Source organism: Burkholderia sp. b14 (genome assembly GCF_900156195.1).
In the GTDB taxonomy this organism is placed as follows: Bacteria; Pseudomonadota; Gammaproteobacteria; order Burkholderiales; family Burkholderiaceae; genus Mycetohabitans.
In genome coordinates this window covers 1,892,404-1,908,227 of sequence record NZ_FTPJ01000003.1, presented here as the reverse complement: position 1 = coordinate 1,908,227, position 15,824 = coordinate 1,892,404, and the positions used below count along the sequence as shown (strand labels likewise).

Sequence of the window (15,824 nt, the reverse complement as noted above, 5' to 3'; positions counted from 1 at the left end):
TTGTCAAGACAAACGTTCTGGCTCCTGTTGAGCGAATGGCGTGCCCGCCCCTAACCCAATGCACCCACAGACGACCAGGCGCATACAGCAGCCATCCCAGCCAGGTCGACGCCTCGACCCGTTACCCATTTTTATAATGGCATTGGCAAAAACGCCCAGGTGCAGTGCGACGGGGTACGGGGCGCGGACCCGCGTTAGTGATCACAGCGCCAGCGTGCCCGCCGCCGCTTCAGCGCGGTGCCGCGCGATAGCGCGCAGGCAATGCGCGACACATCCGGCCAACGCCTCGTCAAACCATGGTTGGGCCCCCGAGACGCCCACCACGATGCCGTGTTGAGCCACACTGCCCCACAGGTTCGTGTCACCGCGGCGCAAACGGTGCGGCTGGCTGCACTGGACAAGCCGACTGTCTATACCGTGCTCCCACGACAGCCGCGCTTTGGCTCGTGCATACGCGCGGTAATCGGCGTCCCACTGCGCCGGATCTGGCATCGAATGCTCGTACAGGATCGCGTCCTCGAAGCACGCGTCGCTAGGACCGAGTGCCGGATCCATCACGACGATATGCAAGCACCCGCTGTCGCCGACGACTGTGTTGTGCAGCGCCGCCGATAGCGTCGGCAGCAACATCTCGATCGCGGCGCTGGCCGCGCTGCGGTCGGCATATAGACTACCGCTGCGGCGTGGGGTGGATAGGTTTCCTAGCGGGCTGGGCGTCGTCAAGCTCATCAGTTTCTCCTTGAATGAGTGGCTAATGCTCTGAGTGCGGCAATCAAATCGATCGCCTTGACTGGCTTGGTCAGATAGCCGCGAAAACCGGCTTCGACGGCACGCGCCCGCTCATGCTCACTTGAGTAGCCGGACAGCGCGATTACTTCGATCCGGCACGCGGTGTCGTCTGGACACGCCGCCTCAAGCTGCTTGACACGGGCCATCATCGAATATCCATTTTCCTCGCCCAGGTCGATGTCGCAGACCATCACGGCCGGCCAGTCGTCGCGCCGCGTGCGCCCAAGGTAGTCCAGCAGTGCCTGGCCGGATTTGAACGCCGCGACCTGCGCTCCGGCGCTGGTGAGCAGCGCGGACAGCGCGTCGCGCGCCTCCTCGTGATCATCCACACAGGCCACGCGTACGCCGTCCAGTCGCGCGGCGCCGAGCGCCTGCAGCGGTTGCGGCGCGAGGCCGTCAGCGGCGGGCAACTCCGCGACGGCCCGCAGCGGTAACGTGATGTGGATCGTGGATCCGACATCGTCGCGGCTGCGCAAGATATACCCACGCTGCTCCTCAAGCACGGCCTGGAGTGACTCCAGATCCAACAATGACAACTCCGGCGTCTCGAGATCCGGCGTGCAGATCGACACGCGTGCATCGTTGTCGTGACGAGCCACGCTTACCTCGATGCGGCTGCCTGCCCCGCCTGCTTCAATGCCGGTGCAGCACAACTGCCAGATAAAGCGCCGCAGCGTCGCCGCGTCGCCAGTGACGATTAGGTTGTCGTCGGTGATACGCTTGAACAAGCTCGCCTGATGGCGTACCGCGACCTCCTGCAGCGCGTCCAGCACGTTGTCGACCAGCGCACCGACGTTGATCGGCAAAAGCGCAAAGCGCTGTTCGGCGCGCTCCAACTCGCGTTGCTGCGCCTGCAACGCCCACATCTGCGCATAGACTCCACCCTTCTCTAGCAGGCTAGCGTGGGTCCCTTGCTCGACCAGTCGCCCGTGCTCCATGACTAGGATGCGATCGGCATCAACCACGGTCGAGAGCCGGTGCGCGATGATCAGACTCGTGCGGTGCTCGGCCACACGCATCAATTCCTGTTGAATCGCCCGCTCCGAACGGGTATCGAGCGCCGACGTCGCTTCGTCAAACACCACGATCGGCGGCTGTTTGAGCAGCGCGCGTGCAATGGCCACGCGTTGGCGCTCCCCGCCGGACAAGCGCACGCCTCGCTCGCCGACCCGCGTGTCGTAGGCATCCGGCAGGCGCTCGATGAACTCGCCCAATTGCGCGCCCCGCGCGGCGGCGATAATGTCGGCCTTGGTCGCGTCTTCACGACCGTAGCCGATGTTGTACGCGATCGTATCGTTGAACAGAATCGTGTCCTGCGGCACGATACCCAAGGCCGCCCGCAGGCTGCGCTGTGTGACCAGCCGCAAGTCCTGCCCGTCGATCTTGATTGATCCCGCATCAGGCTGATACAGGCGGAACAACAACCGGGCCAGCGTCGACTTGCCCGAGCCGCTGCCTCCCACGACGGCCACCGTCTGGCCCGGCTCGATCCGGAACGAGACATCCCACAGGATCCTACGACTGGGCTCGTAACTGAAGTCGACATGCTCGAAGCGGATCTCGCCACCGCGCACCACGAGCGGCTGCGCCGCCGCAACATCACCATCCTCGCCTGCCTGACCGCGCGCATCCAGCAGCGCAAACAGCCGCTCCACGTTGGTCATCGCGTCATTGGCCTCGCGGAATACGAAGCCCAACGTGTTCAGCGGCAGGCTGACCTGGATAATGTAAGCGTTAATCAGCACCAGGTCGCCAACCGTCATTGCGCCGCTTACCACGTGCTGGCCGGCCAACAACATCACCGCCGCAATGCCCGCGCCGATACACGCACTCTGCCCGATATGCAGCGTGGACAGCGCATATTGATTCTCGATACCCGCGTCCTGCCGTTGCTGCAGCACCTGGTCAAGCCGCTTGCACTCAAAATCCTCGCGCGCAAAATATTTGACCGTGTCGTAATTCAGCAGACTGTCGACGATACGGCTATTGGCCTGGGCTTCCAACGCGTTCATGCGGCGCTGCACCCGCACGCGGCGCCGCGTGAACACGATCGTATAACCCGCGTAGCCGGCAAATGTCGCAAAAATAATCAGCGTGAAGCCGCCGCCATACTTGCTAACCACAATGGCGAGCACCGACGCGATTTCGATGAGCGTTGGCACGATCGTAAAGACCGCAACACCCAGCAGGTAACCAATGCCGGCGGTACCTTTCTCCAGGTCGCGTACCACCGAGCCGGTCTCACGCTGCGAGTGAAAGCGCGCGCCCAGATGATGCAGGTGAGCAAACGTACGCGCAGTATAGTCGGCTACGGTGCGCTGCGTGACTTGCACAAATGTCATGTCGCGCACCTCGCTTAATGCATTCGACGCAAAGCGCACCACAGCATAGCCGAACAGCAGCAGGATCGGTATCGCGGCTGGCCGGCTCGTGACGTTGCCCAGCGCATCGACGATATCCTTGAGCAGCAGCGGGACCGCCACCGCAGCCGCCTTGGCTAGCAGCAGCAATGATACGGCGGCCAGCACCCGCGCCCTGTGGCGCCAGATGGCGTGCCACAGGTCGGAGGCGATCCGGGTGCGCAACCCGCTGATGCGGGCCGCGCCTGCGAAGGTGGGCGAAGTCATGGAAGCCAACTCGGTTTTGCGCGTTACGCCGCCATTGCAAGTTCTGTACCGCCGAGTGGCGTGGCTGCCAATGTGGTGAGGACTGCGTGCCGTGGCGCAAAGGTGGTGTCGGTGCTTGGGGCAATGACAGCCAGAGTGTTGCAATTTGTGCGACATGTCCCGAACAGCGTACCGAGGCAAGCTCGAGGGTCGCGATCTCCACCGGCCGGTTTAGCGGTAGACTATTTATATGGATGGATGCCGTTACTGCGGAAAATTTCGCGACGAATGGGATTGCCATGGCCAACAGTGCCGCCGAGCCATTGCCAAGGCACTGCGCCGGCAGCACGCCGGGCTGCCGATGGTGCCCAATACGATCCGCAATGAAATCCCGGTTGGTGCGACGACGCAGCAAGTCATCACAGTATTGTCCCGGCAGCGGTTACAAGCGCGGCGTGGCAATGAGGCGCGGCGCGAACGTAAGGAGATCGACGAGTTGGAACAGAAGTGATGTAATGCTGGCGCGTGTGATGTCGCGTTGGCTGACTGGCGCCAAGTTTGATTTCCGTCAAGAAACCGCAGACCTGGTCCGCCGAGACTCACAGGATGCCTTGTAGGGAGCGTTCCATGGGCCAGTCGATGAGGGACGCGGTCGTGCACGCGTTCGGAGGGCCGCTGCGAGTAGCAGAGGTTGCGGTATCAACGTCGAGCCTTGCTGCAGCGCGATCGCGATTCGCGTCGAGCTGCGTATCAACGCATGCCGACAGCAAGGCAGGGACTGTCGGGCCGGCGTCGCACGGTACACACCGGAAGTGTAAATAATACTTGTCTTCGGCGACAATCTGGAACCCTTGGCGCAGATAGAATCGCGCGGCGCGCTCGTTGAGCTTGAAAGTCTGCAGCTTGACCGTGCGGCCATCACGATGGGCGGCGTCACATACGCGGTGCAGTAGGGTCGCGCCAATCTGTCGGCCCTGGAATGCCGGATCCACCAACAGCAGCGCGACCTCCACCCCACCGTCTTCGCACACTTGCGTGGATAATACCCCTACCGCCCGCGACACGCCGTCAACCACGATGGCCTGGCACCGTGCAACCGGGTAGCTCACTCGGAAAGCCGCTCGGCGAAAATCGTCCTCCCAACCTAGCGTCTGCCTGAAGTAGCCGCTCAGGGAATCCCGATACAGGTGAAAGAAATATCCGTACTCCTCACGAGTTGCTGCGCGCAGCGCGACCGGCAGTATCGTCGGGCTCCGGCCCGAATCTTCGATTAGCTCGTTCATCGTCTTGCCTATTTGGTTTTCTTTGGTCTCCTGCCCGCACCAGATGGCGCACGATGTGGCCCGCGCGCCGTTCCCGATCCATATCCTGCACCATCGACACCGCCGATAGTGTGCGAAACCGAGCACAGCCGTCTGTTTCGCGCTACAGCCGCGCACGCTTCAACCTAACGAACTGCGGCAAGCTTGCACTGCGAACAACCTGCGTTGCAACAACCCACACCGCAGCGGCCTGCGTCAATCCACCGCGCCGCGGCTAGCTTGCTATGACGGCCTGTCGGGTAGGTTAAGCGGATGAGTATCTTGGTGCAGCTTGAAACCCGGCAATGTTCGCGCGTCCGGGCTCGATGCAAGGTGGAGAGCCTGCTCGACGGCGGCGTTGAATTGGAATGTGCTGGCTCGCGTCAGAATACAGGTCTGGTCAGCGTTCGCCCGCTAGGAGACGGCGAATGGTTTGAGGGCCTTGAGGGAAACTGCCGGCCGTTGCGCGCTATTCCCCGTTTTTTAGTCATGGGTCAGCCTGTGCCATGCAGCGCAGCGGCGAACGATTCGGCCCGTGCGGCACACGCTGTGCCAGCACCGGTGCCCTCCATCTCTACCCTCCTCACTCCACCGTCACCGACTTGGCCAGATTTCGCGGCTTGTCCACGTCAGTACCGCGCGCGCAGGCAGTGTGATACGCGAGCAATTGCAATGGCACCACATGCAAGATCGGCGAGAGCAGCCCATAATGCTCGGGCATCCGAATCACATGCAGGCCTTCGTCGTTGACGATTCGCGTATCCGCATCAGCAAACACATACAACTGGCCGCCCCGTGCGCGTACTTCCTGGATATTGGACTTTAGTTTTTCCAGCAGCGCATCGTTCGGCGCGACGGTGACCACCGGCATCGCTTCGGTCACCAGTGCGAGCGGCCCATGCTTGAGTTCGCCGGCCGGATACGCCTCAGCGTGAATATATGAGATTTCCTTCAGCTTCAACGCGCCTTCAAGTGCAATCGGATAATGCATGCCCCTGCCAAGGAACAGCGCGTTTTCCTTGCGCGAAAATTCCTCTGCCCACGCGATGACCTGCGGCTCGAGCGCGAGCACGCTGTTGAGCGCCGCCGGCAGGTGCCGCAACTGCTTCAGGTACTGCGCCTGAAGACTCGCGTTGACATGACCGCGCAGCCGTCCCAGCGTCACCGCGAGCACGAACAGGGCAACGAGCTGCGTTGTAAATGCCTTGGTTGACGCCACGCCGATTTCGGTGCCCGCGTGCGTCAGCAAGCGCAGCGCGGTGAGCCGCACCATCGCGCTGCTCGCCACGTTGCAAATCGTCAGCGTATGCGAGTGTCCGAGCGCCTGCGCATGCTTGAGTGCGGCGAGCGTGTCCGCCGTCTCGCCGGATTGGGAGATCACCACGACGAGTGACCGGGGGTTCGGCACGGAGTCACGATAGCGATACTCGCTTGCGATCTCGACTTGCGTGGGGATTTTCGCGATCGATTCGAGCCAGTACTTCGCTGTCAAGCCGGAGTAGTAGCTGGTGCCGCACGCAAGAATCAGCAGGCTGTCGATCCCGTTGAACACGTCGCCGGCGCCAGCGCCGAACAGCTCGGGATCGAATGCGTCGGTCTGCGCAATCGTGTCGGAGATCGCCCGCGGCTGCTCAAAGATCTCCTTTTGCATGAAGTGCCGGTACGGCCCAAGCTCCACCGCGCCACCATACGCGTTGACGGTGCGTACCTCCCGCTGTACGAGGCTGCCGTCGCGGTCCGCGATCTGCACGCCGTCCAGCGTCAATTCAACCACGTCGCCTTCCTCGAGGAAAATGAAGCGGTCGGTGCTGCCCGCCAGCGCGAGTGCATCCGAGGCCAGGAAATTCTCCTGTTGGCCCAGCCCGACCACCAGCGGCGAGCCGGCGCGCGCGCCGCATACCCGATGCGGCTGATCTTTTGAGAACACGGCGATCGCGTAGGCGCCATGCAGCTGCTTCACCGCTTCGCGCACGGCGGCAAACAAGTCACCGCGATAAAGGCTGTAGATTAGGTGAGCGATGACCTCGGTGTCGGTCTGCGTCACGAACTCGTAACCGTTCGCGCGCAGGCCTTCACGCAAAGTTTCATAGTTTTCGATGATGCCGTTGTGAACCAGCGCAATCGTGTCGTGCGAGAAGATCGGATGCGCATTGTGCGTGACCGGCGCCCCGTGCGTCGCCCAGCGCGTATGCGCGATGCCAGTTTCCCCCGCCAGTTGCGTGTCGCGGATCTGCAGGTCGAGGTCCGCCACGCGCGATACGCTGCGGGCGCGCCGGGCGGCGCCATCGACGATAGCCGCTACACCACACGAGTCGTAGCCGCGGTATTCGAGACGTCGCAACCCCTCGACGAGGACCGGGACGATGTTACGTTGCGCTACCGCGCCGACAATGCCGCACATGATGTTTATCCGTGGAAAATGGAGGGTGACCGTTGGGCCGCCTCATCGGCGCCGTACATTCAGGCCTTTTTCTTGGCCGGTCGCGCGTACCCTGGCTTTGCGACCTGCGTTTTCTCGTTCAACACCAGCGCCCCGGCGGGCACGTTGCGCCAGACGGTGGTCCCGGCTGCGAGCGTCGCTCCTAAACCCACGACGACCGGCGCAACAAGCTGCGTACCAGAGCCAACGAATACGTCATCGCCGATCACGGTGCGATGCTTGTTCGCGCCGTCATAGTTGCAGGTGATCGTCCCGGCGCCGATGTTCACGCGCGCCCCGACGTCGGCGTCGCCGATATAGCTCAAATGGTTAGCTTTCGTGCCATGCCCGAGCACCGCGTTCTTGACCTCAACGAAGTTGCCCACATGCACGTTGCTGGACAGCACGGCCCCGGGACGCAGCCGCGCATATGGGCCGAGCACGACATTCTCGCCCACGCGTGCGCCCTCGACATGCGTGAACGCGTCCACGCGCGTGCCCGCGGCGATCGTCGCTTCGCGAATCACGCAGTTCGGCCCGATGCTGACGTGGTCACCCAGCACGACGTGTCCTTCGAACACGCAGTTGACATCGATCGATACGTCGGCGCCGCACTCCAGCGTGCCGCGCACGTCGATGCGCGACGCATCGGCCAACGTGACGCCAGCGTCCAGCAGTCGCAGCGCTTCGTTGCGCTGGTAGACGCGCTCCAGGTCAGCCAATTGTCGCTTGCTGTTCACGCCGAGCGTCTCCCATACGTCGTCTGGCTGTACACCGACGACCTCGACACCGTCTTCGATCGCGCGCTCGACGACGTCGGTCAGGTAGAACTCGCGCTGCGCGTTGTCGTTTGTCAACGAGCTTAGCCACGCGTCGAGCCGCCCGCTCGGCGAGATGACGATGCCAGTGTTGATCTCGCGGATTTCCCGTTGCTCCGGGTCGGCATCCTTTTGCTCGATGATCCGTGTGATGCGTCCGGCGCAATCGCGCACGATGCGACCATAACCGTGCGGGTCGTCCAGCGTGACGGTCAGCACCCCATAGTGGCCGTTGGCCGCCGCGTCGACCAGTCGCCGCAGTGTCGAGGCGCGCGTGAGCGGCACGTCGCCGTACAGCACCAGCGTGGGCAGTGCCGGGTCGATGAACGGCAGCGCCTGTTGAACCGCGTGACCGGTACCCCGTTGCTCGGCCTGCAGCGCAAACTGGATATCGGGCGCGGCGACGGCCTCGCGCACGGCCTGGGCGCCATGCCCGACCACCACGACGAGCCGGCTCGGCGTCAGCGCGCGCGCCGTCTCGATGACATGGGACAGCAATGGCCTGCCAGCCAGTGAATGCAGCACCTTTGGCCGCGCGGAATGCATGCGCTTGCCCATGCCGGCTGCAAGAATGACGATATTCACGGCGTCAACGTCCAACGAGTCTCGAAGGGCCGATTTTAGCATCGGGCTTGCTGCATTCCGTCGTGCAACCCACACACGGCGCGCCGACGTCGCGGCGTCACAGCGCGTCGAATGGCACGATCGGCACGGTGCCGCTGTCGGGCGTTGCACAAGGTTCGTCGTCGAATGCGATGTCGCCGTGCGGATCGGCCACGCCCGTCGCGCGCAGCCCGGCGAATGGAAACAGCCGAGGGTCCATCAAGTGCGACGGCACGACGTCGGACAATGCACTGAACATGTTCTCTACCCGTCCAGGGAAGCGCTTGTCCCATTCCTGCAGCAACGTCTTCATTTCGGCGCGCTTTAGGTTCGGCTGGCTGCCGCACAGATTGCATGGAATGATTGGAAATTCACGCAATTGCGCATATTTTTCCAAATCATTCTCTTTCACATAGGCGAGCGGCCGGATCACAATGTGCTTTCCATCGTCGGACTGCAGTTTCGGCGGCATCCCCTTGAGTTTGCCGCCGTAGAACATGTTCAGCAGCACGGTCTGCAAGATGTCGTCGCGGTGGTGGCCAAGCGCGATCTTGGTCGCGCCCAACTCACCCGCGACGCGGTATAGGATGCCGCGCCGCAGCCGCGAGCACAGCGAGCACGTCGTCTTACCCTCGGGCACGAGGCGCTTGACGATGCTGTACGTGTCCTGGTTCTCGACATGAAACGGCACGCCGCGTGCCGAGAGATACTCGGGCAGTACATGCGCGGGAAACCCAGGCTGCTTCTGATCTAAATTGACCGCGACAATGTCGAAATCGATCGGCGCTCGCTCGCGCAGCCGCAGTAGGATGTCCAGCAACGCATAGCTGTCCTTGCCGCCGGACACGCAAACCATCACCTTATCGCCGGCCTCGATCATGTTGTAGTCAGCAATGGCTTGGCCGGCCTGCCGGGCCAGCCGCTTGAACAGCTTGTTGTTTTCGTAGGCCTGTTTCTGCTCGCGACGGGTCAAGGCCCGCACGGTGGTCTCGGGTGCATGCATGTCAGGCTTCCTTGATACGGATGACTTCAACGCCCACTGACTCGCAGTCGGAGTAGACGTCCGGCTTCTCGGTCGATACGCGCACTGCCCGCACTTTCGGATGCGCCAGCATCGCGGCGGCAACGTCATCGCAAAACGTCTCTTGCAGATGGACGTGTCCGCGCGCGACCCGTTGGGCAATGGTCGAGCGCATGAAATCGTAGTCAACGACCTCGGCCAGCTTGTCGGCGCGCGGCGTCGATTCGGCCAGCGGCACGAACAGGTCGATGTTGACGATGACGCGCTGCTCGGCGCGTTTTTCGAAATCATGCACGCCAATGTTGATGGAAATCTCGTAGTTGCGCAGGAACAGGCGCCGACAGTCTGCGAGGCTTGGGTGCGAAAGGGCGGAGAGCATGGGCGATCCAGTCAAAAGTAGAGGCGGTGGCCGCGCGGCATGGCCCGGCCCGGCAGTAAGCACGCAAGCATCGCGCTCACGTATCCGTCATAAACATCACGTCGCGTGGCGACGGCACGAGGTGCTGGCCGCCATCGACCAGCAGCGTCGCACCCGTCACACCGCGCGCGTCGGCCAGGTAGCACACCGCTTCAACCAAGTCGGCCGGCGTCGATGCGCGTCCAAGCGGCGTGCGCCGGTGCGCGTCGCTAAAGCTTTCATCGGTCTGGCTACCGGAGCGCAGCGTGAGTCCGGGCGCGACGGCCACGACCCGCAGCTTCGGCGCGAGCGCCTGGGCCAGCGCCACGGTGGCCGCCTGCAGCGCGGCTTTCGTTAACGTATACGACAGATAGTCCGGATTCATGTTGTACAGCTTCTGATCGAGCACGTTGATGACCGAGCCACGCAACGTCTCGTCTTCGCGCGCCACCTCCGGAATCGATTCGTGCAGCGCCTGCGCGAGCGCCAGCGGCGCGCCGACATTGATCGCCGTCATGTTCAACAACGTGCCGTATCCGAACGTGGCTGCCGTATCCTCGTCAAACAGCGACGCGTTGTTCACCACGCATTCGATGCGCCCGAGCGCGGTGATGCTATCCGGCACCAGGCGCCGCACCTGTGCCTCGTCGGCCAGATCGGCGCGCAACGCGACAGCACGCTGGCCCAGCGCCTGTATGTCGGCGGTCAGCGACTGCGCGTCAGCCTCGGACGTATGGTAGTGGACCGCAATGTCCCAACCCCGCGCGGCCATGCCAAGCGCCAGCGCACGGCCGATGCGCCGTGCTGCGCCGGTCACCAGTGCGACACGGCGCACGGACGGCGCGTAAGAAGGGGAAGCCGGATACTGACCGGCGCACGACGGGTCGCTCATTTACAATGCGGGAATGAAGCCGAATTCAACGCAGCCTGATAGTTTACCCGTTCCTGGCGATACCGAGCTTGCCCACGTTCGTGCGTTAGTGCAGCACATCGCCGGTCAAATCGCTGCGGCCGGAGGGTGGTTGCCATTCGACCGGTACATGGAACTCGCGCTTTATACACCGGGTCTAGGCTACTACAGCGGTGGTCTAGTCAAGTTCGGCCGCGGTCCCGACGATGGGAGCGACTTCATCACCGCGCCGGAACTCTCGCCGCTGTTTGCACAGACGTTCGCCAAGCCGGTGGCCGAGATACTCGGCGCTACCGGCACACGCCACGTGGTCGAATTCGGAGCGGGAACGGGCAAGTTCGCCGCCGGCCTGCTGCGCACGCTGGATGCGCTCGGTGTCGGGTGTGCGCGTTACACGATCGTGGAATTGTCCGGCGAGTTGCGCGCGCGCCAGCGCGAGTGCATTGCGAAAACTGCACCGCAGTTCGCCTCCTGCGTCCAGTGGGTCGATGCGCTGCCCGAGCGCGTGGAGGGCGTGATGGTTGGCAACGAAGTGCTGGACGCCATGCCAGTGCGTCTGTTTGCGCGGCAAAATGGCTTGTGGCATGAACGCGGCGTCGCTGTGGCGGATGCGAGCCGCTTCGTGTTCGCCGATCGGCCGCTGGATGCCGCCGCCGTGCCGGCCGCGCTCGCGTGCGTTTCTGGCCGGCACGACTACGTGACCGAAACACACGAGGCGGCTGCCGCGTTCGTGCGCACCGTGTGCTCGGTGCTCGACCGCGGCGCCGCGTTGTTCGTCGACTATGGTTTCCCGGCTGCTGAGTATTACCATCCACAGCGCACGGAGGGCACGTTGATGTGCCACTACCGGCACCGTGCACACGGCGATCCGTTCCTTTACCCCGGCCTGCAGGACATCACCGCGCATGTGCAGTTCAGCGCCATCGAGCAGGCTGCCCACGACGCGGGCGCGCATTTGCTCGGATACACGTCGCAAGCACGCTTTCTGATGAACGCAGGCATCACGGACTCGCTGGCGCAACTGGATCCGGCCGATCCGGCTCGCTTCCTGCCCGCGGCTAATGCGGTACAGAAGCTGCTGTCCGAGGCAGAGATGGGCGAACTGTTCAAAGTGATCGCGTTTTGCCGCGGCCTGGATGGCGCATTGGGCGCGTTTGAGCGCGGCGATCGTTCGCACATGCTGTGACTCATGAGGCTGACCTGTCGATGTTCCGCTGGTTGCTGACCACCTTCATTGCCACCGTGATTCTTAGCGCGAGCTGGCCCTGGCTCGCCCGACTGGGCATCGGTCGCTTGCCCGGGGATCTCGCGCTCAGCTGGCGCGGCCGCCGTCTGCCGTTGCCGTTCATGTCGACGCTGCTGTTGACACTGCTGGGCTCGCTAATCGTGCGGCTGCTCTAGTCGCCGCACAGCGGCGTGGCTCGAGCAGCGTCAGAACCCGATTGAGCGTCTGCGCGCGTGGCGATCGAGTACCACGTCGTGCGCGCTCACCGCATCGCGTCCCGCCAGCCGCGCATTGCCGAAGCCGTGGATGATGGCGCGCCGCATCACGCGCGGCGACAAGGTTGACAGCACGTCCAGCGGCGCCTCTTCGAGCGCTTGCGGAAAACGCGCGCCCCATGCGTGCGATTCGCGGATCTCTGAGTAGATCGACTGGGCAATACGGCGCGCGCCATCGCGATCCGGCGTCGGGATCTCATAGACGTTCATCCGGTTCAGGATGGGCTCCGGAATGCAGTGCATGTCGTTGGCCGTCGCGATCCAAAGCACACTGGATGCATCGATGGGCACTTCGGCGAACTCGTCGATGAACGACTGCGCGGTGTCATGCTCGAGCAGCGCATACAGCGCGCCGAGTGGATCGTACTGCGCATCGCCGCCCGCCTTGTCGATTTCGTCGATCAGCACCAGTGGGTTCGCATAGGCGCCGTTGACCAGCGCGTCGAAGATCTTGCCTGGCTTGGCATTCTTCCACTGTGACGACGCCCCGGACAGAATCCAGCCCGCGGTGAGCGAACTCATCGCGACATAGTGATAGCCGGTGCCGATCAGGCGCGCAAGTTGCCGGGCAAAATGCGTTTTGCCGATGCCGGGTTCGCCCAGCAGCAGCATGGGCATTAACTCGAGCCTGTCGTCGGTCTCGGCCACGAGCGCGATCTGTTTGCGCACGTCCTCCAGCGGCTCGCTAAAGTTTGGGGACTCGGCGAGGAGCGCGTCGATTGACGGCAACCGGTTGGGCTTGACGCAAAAGCGCAACGCGCCGACCTTCAGCATTTTCTCGTAGGTGCTTCGCAACGCCTCGCTGGCGCCATCGGACAAGTCATGTAAGGCCGTCTCGATCTGACTTAAGTCATAGATCGGCTTGAAAGCCGCCACCGCGATTTCCTGCTTAACCATTGCGTTAGTCATATTCACCTCCTCTGCTGCCACGCCGCCCCGCGCGGCGCCAATTCAGTGTATCGGCGTCAATAAGTTGTGCAAGCTAGCAGTCACGCGGCGTTGCTGCCAACGCCGCGTGGTGTCCGCGCGCGTGGCCAAACCCCGTTATCATGACCGTTTCGTGCATGCAGAACTCGGCCGCCGTGCGGAGCATGAATCCATCGGGCGATCCGAGTCTGAATCCCTTATGACAAGTCTGTTGAATGCCCTTCGTACACTCGCCACCGGCGTGCTGCTGGCCTCGGTTGCCGCCGTGGCATGCGCGCAGGAGGGTCCGCCGAAGGTACGCTGGGATATTGAAGTCGTGCAGGACGGGCGCAGTGTCGACCATTTTGGCGCAACGACCACGGTCGGCCAAGCGAAGTCGGAGACACACAAGCGTAGCGTCGTGCATGAGCTCGGTTGCCAGAACCAACCGGTGGCCAGCATCGAGTTGTCGCGCACGCTGACCGTGTCGCCGACCCACGTTGACGGCGGCAAGGCGGTTCTGTCGCTGGACGTACAGGAGATCTTTGAGGATACGCGTGCCGCACAGACCGCCGAGGGTTGTGCGCTGCCACCGCAGCCGCGTCGAGTCACCGCTGTCCATCCCGGCCTGCTCGTGCCGCCCGGGCGAACGGTAGCGTGGAAGCTGGTGGACCACGACCCGCAACTCGTCTATCGCGTACAGGCGAGCATTGTGGAACAGTGAACGGGTGATGAACTCGCGTAAGGATAGTCGACCGATGCGACACGGCGATACCTTGCCCAGCGTGCCGCGCACCGGCGACAAGGAATTCGTCGCCGTCAGTTGGAATCTGCATAAGGGCCGCTCGCCGCTCGGCTTGCAGGCATGGCAGTCGATGCAACGCTGGATGCAGGCAACGCCGGCCGACCTGTATTTCCTGCAGGAGGCCATGGCGCGCCGGATGCCCGCGCCCGTGCTGGCCAGCAATGGCTTCGGCGAGCCGCTGCAAGGCGCGCTTACCGACGTATGGCAGTGCCAGGCTACCGAAATAGCGCAAGCATTGCGCTTACAGCTGGCGCTCGGGCCAAATGTGTTCAAGCCATCGTGGCGACACGGCAATGCGATCCTGTCGCCGCATCCGCTCGACCTAGGAGGGCGCTGGGACATTTCCGCGCACCGCTTCGAGAAGCGGGGTTTGCTGGTGGCACGCGCGACGCTTTACAACACGCCGATCACATTGCTGTGCGTCCATCTGGCGCTCACCCGCCAGTCGCGATTGCGCCAGATGAACTGGATCGCCCATTGGATCGCCCGCGAGGCGGCAACCGGCCCGTTGGTGCTCGCCGGCGATTTTAACGACTGGAAGAACGACTCGGAGCCGTTGTTCGCCGAGATCGGTTTGCGCGAGGTGGCCTCAACGCTGGGCGAGGCTGGCAAGACGTTTCCCGCATTCTCGCCCGCGCTGGCGCTGGACAAGATGTTCGTACGGGGCATCACGCCAATGCAATGGCTCGAGCCCGCATCCCGCACCGCGTGGTTATCGGATCACTTGCCGTACATAGCGCGGTTGCGGCTGGACTAGGACGGTTCCACGGCGTTGCAACGCGCCTACTACTCGTTGCCCCGCGTGCCGCTCGTTACGTCTGGCGACGCGCCATTGTCCAAGCACCGAATAACTTTGCCGCGACGCGGTAAAATGGTAACGTGCCTAATATATTTAGCCAGACCGTCGCGCGTGCCGGGCCCGACGGCCATCGATCCGACTGAAACACCATGAGCAACCTGACCCAACAAACCGTTCTCAGCGTGCATCACTGGACTGACACGCTGTTCAGCTTCACTTGCACCCGCGATCCGGGCTTTCGATTCGATAACGGTCAGTTCACCATGGTCGGCCTGGAAGTGGATGGCAAACCGCTGCTGCGCGCGTACAGCCTGGCGAGCGCGAACTACGAGGAAAACCTCGAATTCCTGAGCATCAAGGTGCAGGACGGCCCGCTCACATCGCGGCTGCAGCACCTGAAAGTAGGCGATCAGGTCTACATTGGCAAGAAACCGACCGGCACACTGGTAGTCGACAATCTGTTGCCCGGCAAGACGCTGTGGCTGCTCTCCACTGGCACCGGCTTGGCTCCGTTCATGTCAGTTATCAAGGACCCGGACGTCTACGATCGCTACGAGAAGATCGTGCTCACGCATACCTGCCGTTTCGTCGACGAGCTTGCGTACAAGGAGTACATCACCGAGCATTTGCCGCAGCACGAGCACATCGGCGAGCTGATCCGCGACAAACTGGTGTATTTCCCGACCGTGACGCGTGAGCCGTTCCAGAATCGCGGACGCATCACGGAGCTGATTGAAACGGGCGGATTGTTCGAGCGGCTCGGCGTGCCGCCGTTCTCGATCGACAACGACCGCATCATGTTGTGTGGAAGTCCGCATATGCTGCGTGACACACGGCAACTGCTCGATGGCATGGGCTTCACCGAAGGCAGCAATTCGGCTCCGGGCCACTATGTGGTCGAGAAGGCCTTTGTCGGTTGACACGCCGGACCACGGGCGAAATCATCGCCA

The 15,824-nt window shown here is 62.9% G+C and carries 15 protein-coding genes; 6 read left to right on the top strand and 9 right to left on the bottom strand.

Annotated features, from left to right (window positions below):
- Nucleotides 1-201 precede the first annotated feature (201 nt).
- Together B0B13_RS13220 and B0B13_RS13215 are read right to left on the bottom strand one after the other, a co-directional pair.
- Nucleotides 202-729, bottom strand: coding sequence for a hypothetical protein (locus B0B13_RS13220; protein ID WP_076796801.1), 528 nt, complete (start codon nt 727-729; stop codon nt 202-204).
- On the bottom strand, nt 729-3,416 hold the full coding sequence (locus B0B13_RS13215) for an ABC transporter transmembrane domain-containing protein (protein WP_076796800.1): 2,688 nt from the start codon (nt 3,414-3,416) through the stop codon (nt 729-731). Before B0B13_RS13215 ends, B0B13_RS13220 begins: the two co-directional genes overlap by 1 nt.
- Before the next feature lie 229 nt (nt 3,417-3,645).
- On the opposite strand from B0B13_RS13215, the gene B0B13_RS13210 reads away from it, so the two are divergent.
- On the top strand, nt 3,646-3,906 hold the full coding sequence (locus tag B0B13_RS13210; RefSeq protein WP_076796799.1) for a hypothetical protein: 261 nt from the start codon (nt 3,646-3,648) through the stop codon (nt 3,904-3,906).
- 88 nt (nt 3,907-3,994) lie between these two features.
- Here the strand turns inward: B0B13_RS13210 and B0B13_RS13205 are convergent, their stop codons facing one another.
- From B0B13_RS13205 to B0B13_RS13180, 6 genes are all read right to left on the bottom strand, one after another.
- Nucleotides 3,995-4,678 (bottom strand): GNAT family N-acetyltransferase, encoded by a 684-nt coding sequence (locus B0B13_RS13205; RefSeq protein ID WP_083703741.1) that lies wholly within the window; start codon nt 4,676-4,678, stop codon nt 3,995-3,997.
- A 601-nt stretch (nt 4,679-5,279) separates the two neighbouring features.
- Nucleotides 5,280-7,097: a glutamine--fructose-6-phosphate transaminase (isomerizing) gene (gene glmS, locus B0B13_RS13200; RefSeq protein WP_076785693.1), complete on the bottom strand. Its 1,818-nt coding sequence runs from the start codon at nt 7,095-7,097 to the stop codon at nt 5,280-5,282.
- Between the two features lie 59 nt (nt 7,098-7,156).
- Nucleotides 7,157-8,518, bottom strand: coding sequence for a bifunctional UDP-N-acetylglucosamine diphosphorylase/glucosamine-1-phosphate N-acetyltransferase GlmU (gene glmU / locus B0B13_RS13195; RefSeq protein WP_076797331.1), 1,362 nt, complete (start codon nt 8,516-8,518; stop codon nt 7,157-7,159).
- A gap of 97 nt (nt 8,519-8,615) precedes the next feature.
- Entirely contained in the window at nt 8,616-9,539 is a 924-nt protein-coding gene (gene ttcA, locus B0B13_RS13190; protein WP_076796797.1) for a tRNA 2-thiocytidine(32) synthetase TtcA, read from the bottom strand.
- A gap of 1 nt (nt 9,540) precedes the next feature.
- Nucleotides 9,541-9,936, bottom strand: coding sequence for a dihydroneopterin aldolase (locus B0B13_RS13185; RefSeq protein WP_076785695.1), 396 nt, complete (start codon nt 9,934-9,936; stop codon nt 9,541-9,543).
- A gap of 76 nt (nt 9,937-10,012) precedes the next feature.
- Nucleotides 10,013-10,846, bottom strand: a complete 834-nt coding sequence (locus B0B13_RS13180; protein WP_076796796.1) for an SDR family oxidoreductase — start codon at nt 10,844-10,846, stop codon at nt 10,013-10,015.
- A 13-nt stretch (nt 10,847-10,859) separates the two neighbouring features.
- On the opposite strand from B0B13_RS13180, the gene B0B13_RS13175 reads away from it, so the two are divergent.
- On the top strand, nt 10,860-12,050 hold the full coding sequence (locus tag B0B13_RS13175) for a class I SAM-dependent methyltransferase (protein ID WP_076796795.1): 1,191 nt from the start codon (nt 10,860-10,862) through the stop codon (nt 12,048-12,050).
- Between the two features lie 20 nt (nt 12,051-12,070).
- The gene (locus B0B13_RS13170; protein WP_076787500.1) at nt 12,071-12,265 is read left to right on the top strand and encodes a DUF2905 family protein; all 195 of its coding nucleotides are present in this window, start codon (nt 12,071-12,073) and stop codon (nt 12,263-12,265) included.
- A gap of 30 nt (nt 12,266-12,295) precedes the next feature.
- Here B0B13_RS13170 and B0B13_RS13165 read toward each other — a convergent pair whose 3' ends face one another.
- The gene (locus tag B0B13_RS13165) at nt 12,296-13,273 is read right to left on the bottom strand and encodes an AAA family ATPase (RefSeq protein ID WP_076787502.1); all 978 of its coding nucleotides are present in this window, start codon (nt 13,271-13,273) and stop codon (nt 12,296-12,298) included.
- Between the two features lie 229 nt (nt 13,274-13,502).
- Between B0B13_RS13165 and B0B13_RS13160 the strand changes: the two genes are divergently transcribed.
- The 3 genes from B0B13_RS13160 (at nt 13,503) to B0B13_RS13150 (ending at nt 15,794) form a co-directional block, all read left to right on the top strand.
- Nucleotides 13,503-13,994, top strand: coding sequence for a hypothetical protein (locus B0B13_RS13160; protein WP_212667369.1), 492 nt, complete (start codon nt 13,503-13,505; stop codon nt 13,992-13,994).
- A gap of 34 nt (nt 13,995-14,028) precedes the next feature.
- Nucleotides 14,029-14,832, top strand: coding sequence for an endonuclease/exonuclease/phosphatase family protein (locus B0B13_RS13155; RefSeq protein WP_076797330.1), 804 nt, complete (start codon nt 14,029-14,031; stop codon nt 14,830-14,832).
- Between the two features lie 191 nt (nt 14,833-15,023).
- Nucleotides 15,024-15,794 carry a ferredoxin--NADP reductase gene (locus B0B13_RS13150; protein ID WP_076796794.1) on the top strand — a complete coding sequence of 257 codons (771 nt, stop codon included), beginning with the start codon at nt 15,024-15,026 and terminating at the stop codon, nt 15,792-15,794.
- The last annotated feature ends 30 nt before the right edge of the window (nt 15,795-15,824 follow it).

Bases quoted from the DNA above. Each gene is read 5' to 3' on its own strand.
- B0B13_RS13220 (WP_076796801.1), bottom strand. From the start codon at position 729: ATGAGCTTGACGACGCCCAGCCCGCTAGGAAACCTATCCACCCCACGC.
- B0B13_RS13215 (WP_076796800.1), bottom strand. From the start codon at position 3,416: ATGACTTCGCCCACCTTCGCAGGCGCGGCCCGCATCAGCGGGTTGCGC.
- B0B13_RS13210 (WP_076796799.1), top strand. From the start codon at position 3,646: ATGGATGGATGCCGTTACTGCGGAAAATTTCGCGACGAATGGGATTGC.
- B0B13_RS13205 (WP_083703741.1), bottom strand. From the start codon at position 4,678: ATGAACGAGCTAATCGAAGATTCGGGCCGGAGCCCGACGATACTGCCG.
- glmS (WP_076785693.1), bottom strand. From the start codon at position 7,097: ATGTGCGGCATTGTCGGCGCGGTAGCGCAACGTAACATCGTCCCGGTC.
- ttcA (WP_076796797.1), bottom strand. From the start codon at position 9,539: ATGCATGCACCCGAGACCACCGTGCGGGCCTTGACCCGTCGCGAGCAG.
- B0B13_RS13185 (WP_076785695.1), bottom strand. From the start codon at position 9,936: ATGCTCTCCGCCCTTTCGCACCCAAGCCTCGCAGACTGTCGGCGCCTG.
- B0B13_RS13180 (WP_076796796.1), bottom strand. From the start codon at position 10,846: ATGAGCGACCCGTCGTGCGCCGGTCAGTATCCGGCTTCCCCTTCTTAC.
- B0B13_RS13175 (WP_076796795.1), top strand. From the start codon at position 10,860: ATGAAGCCGAATTCAACGCAGCCTGATAGTTTACCCGTTCCTGGCGAT.
- B0B13_RS13170 (WP_076787500.1), top strand. From the start codon at position 12,071: ATGTTCCGCTGGTTGCTGACCACCTTCATTGCCACCGTGATTCTTAGC.
- B0B13_RS13165 (WP_076787502.1), bottom strand. From the start codon at position 13,273: ATGACTAACGCAATGGTTAAGCAGGAAATCGCGGTGGCGGCTTTCAAG.
- B0B13_RS13155 (WP_076797330.1), top strand. From the start codon at position 14,029: ATGCGACACGGCGATACCTTGCCCAGCGTGCCGCGCACCGGCGACAAG.
- B0B13_RS13150 (WP_076796794.1), top strand. From the start codon at position 15,024: ATGAGCAACCTGACCCAACAAACCGTTCTCAGCGTGCATCACTGGACT.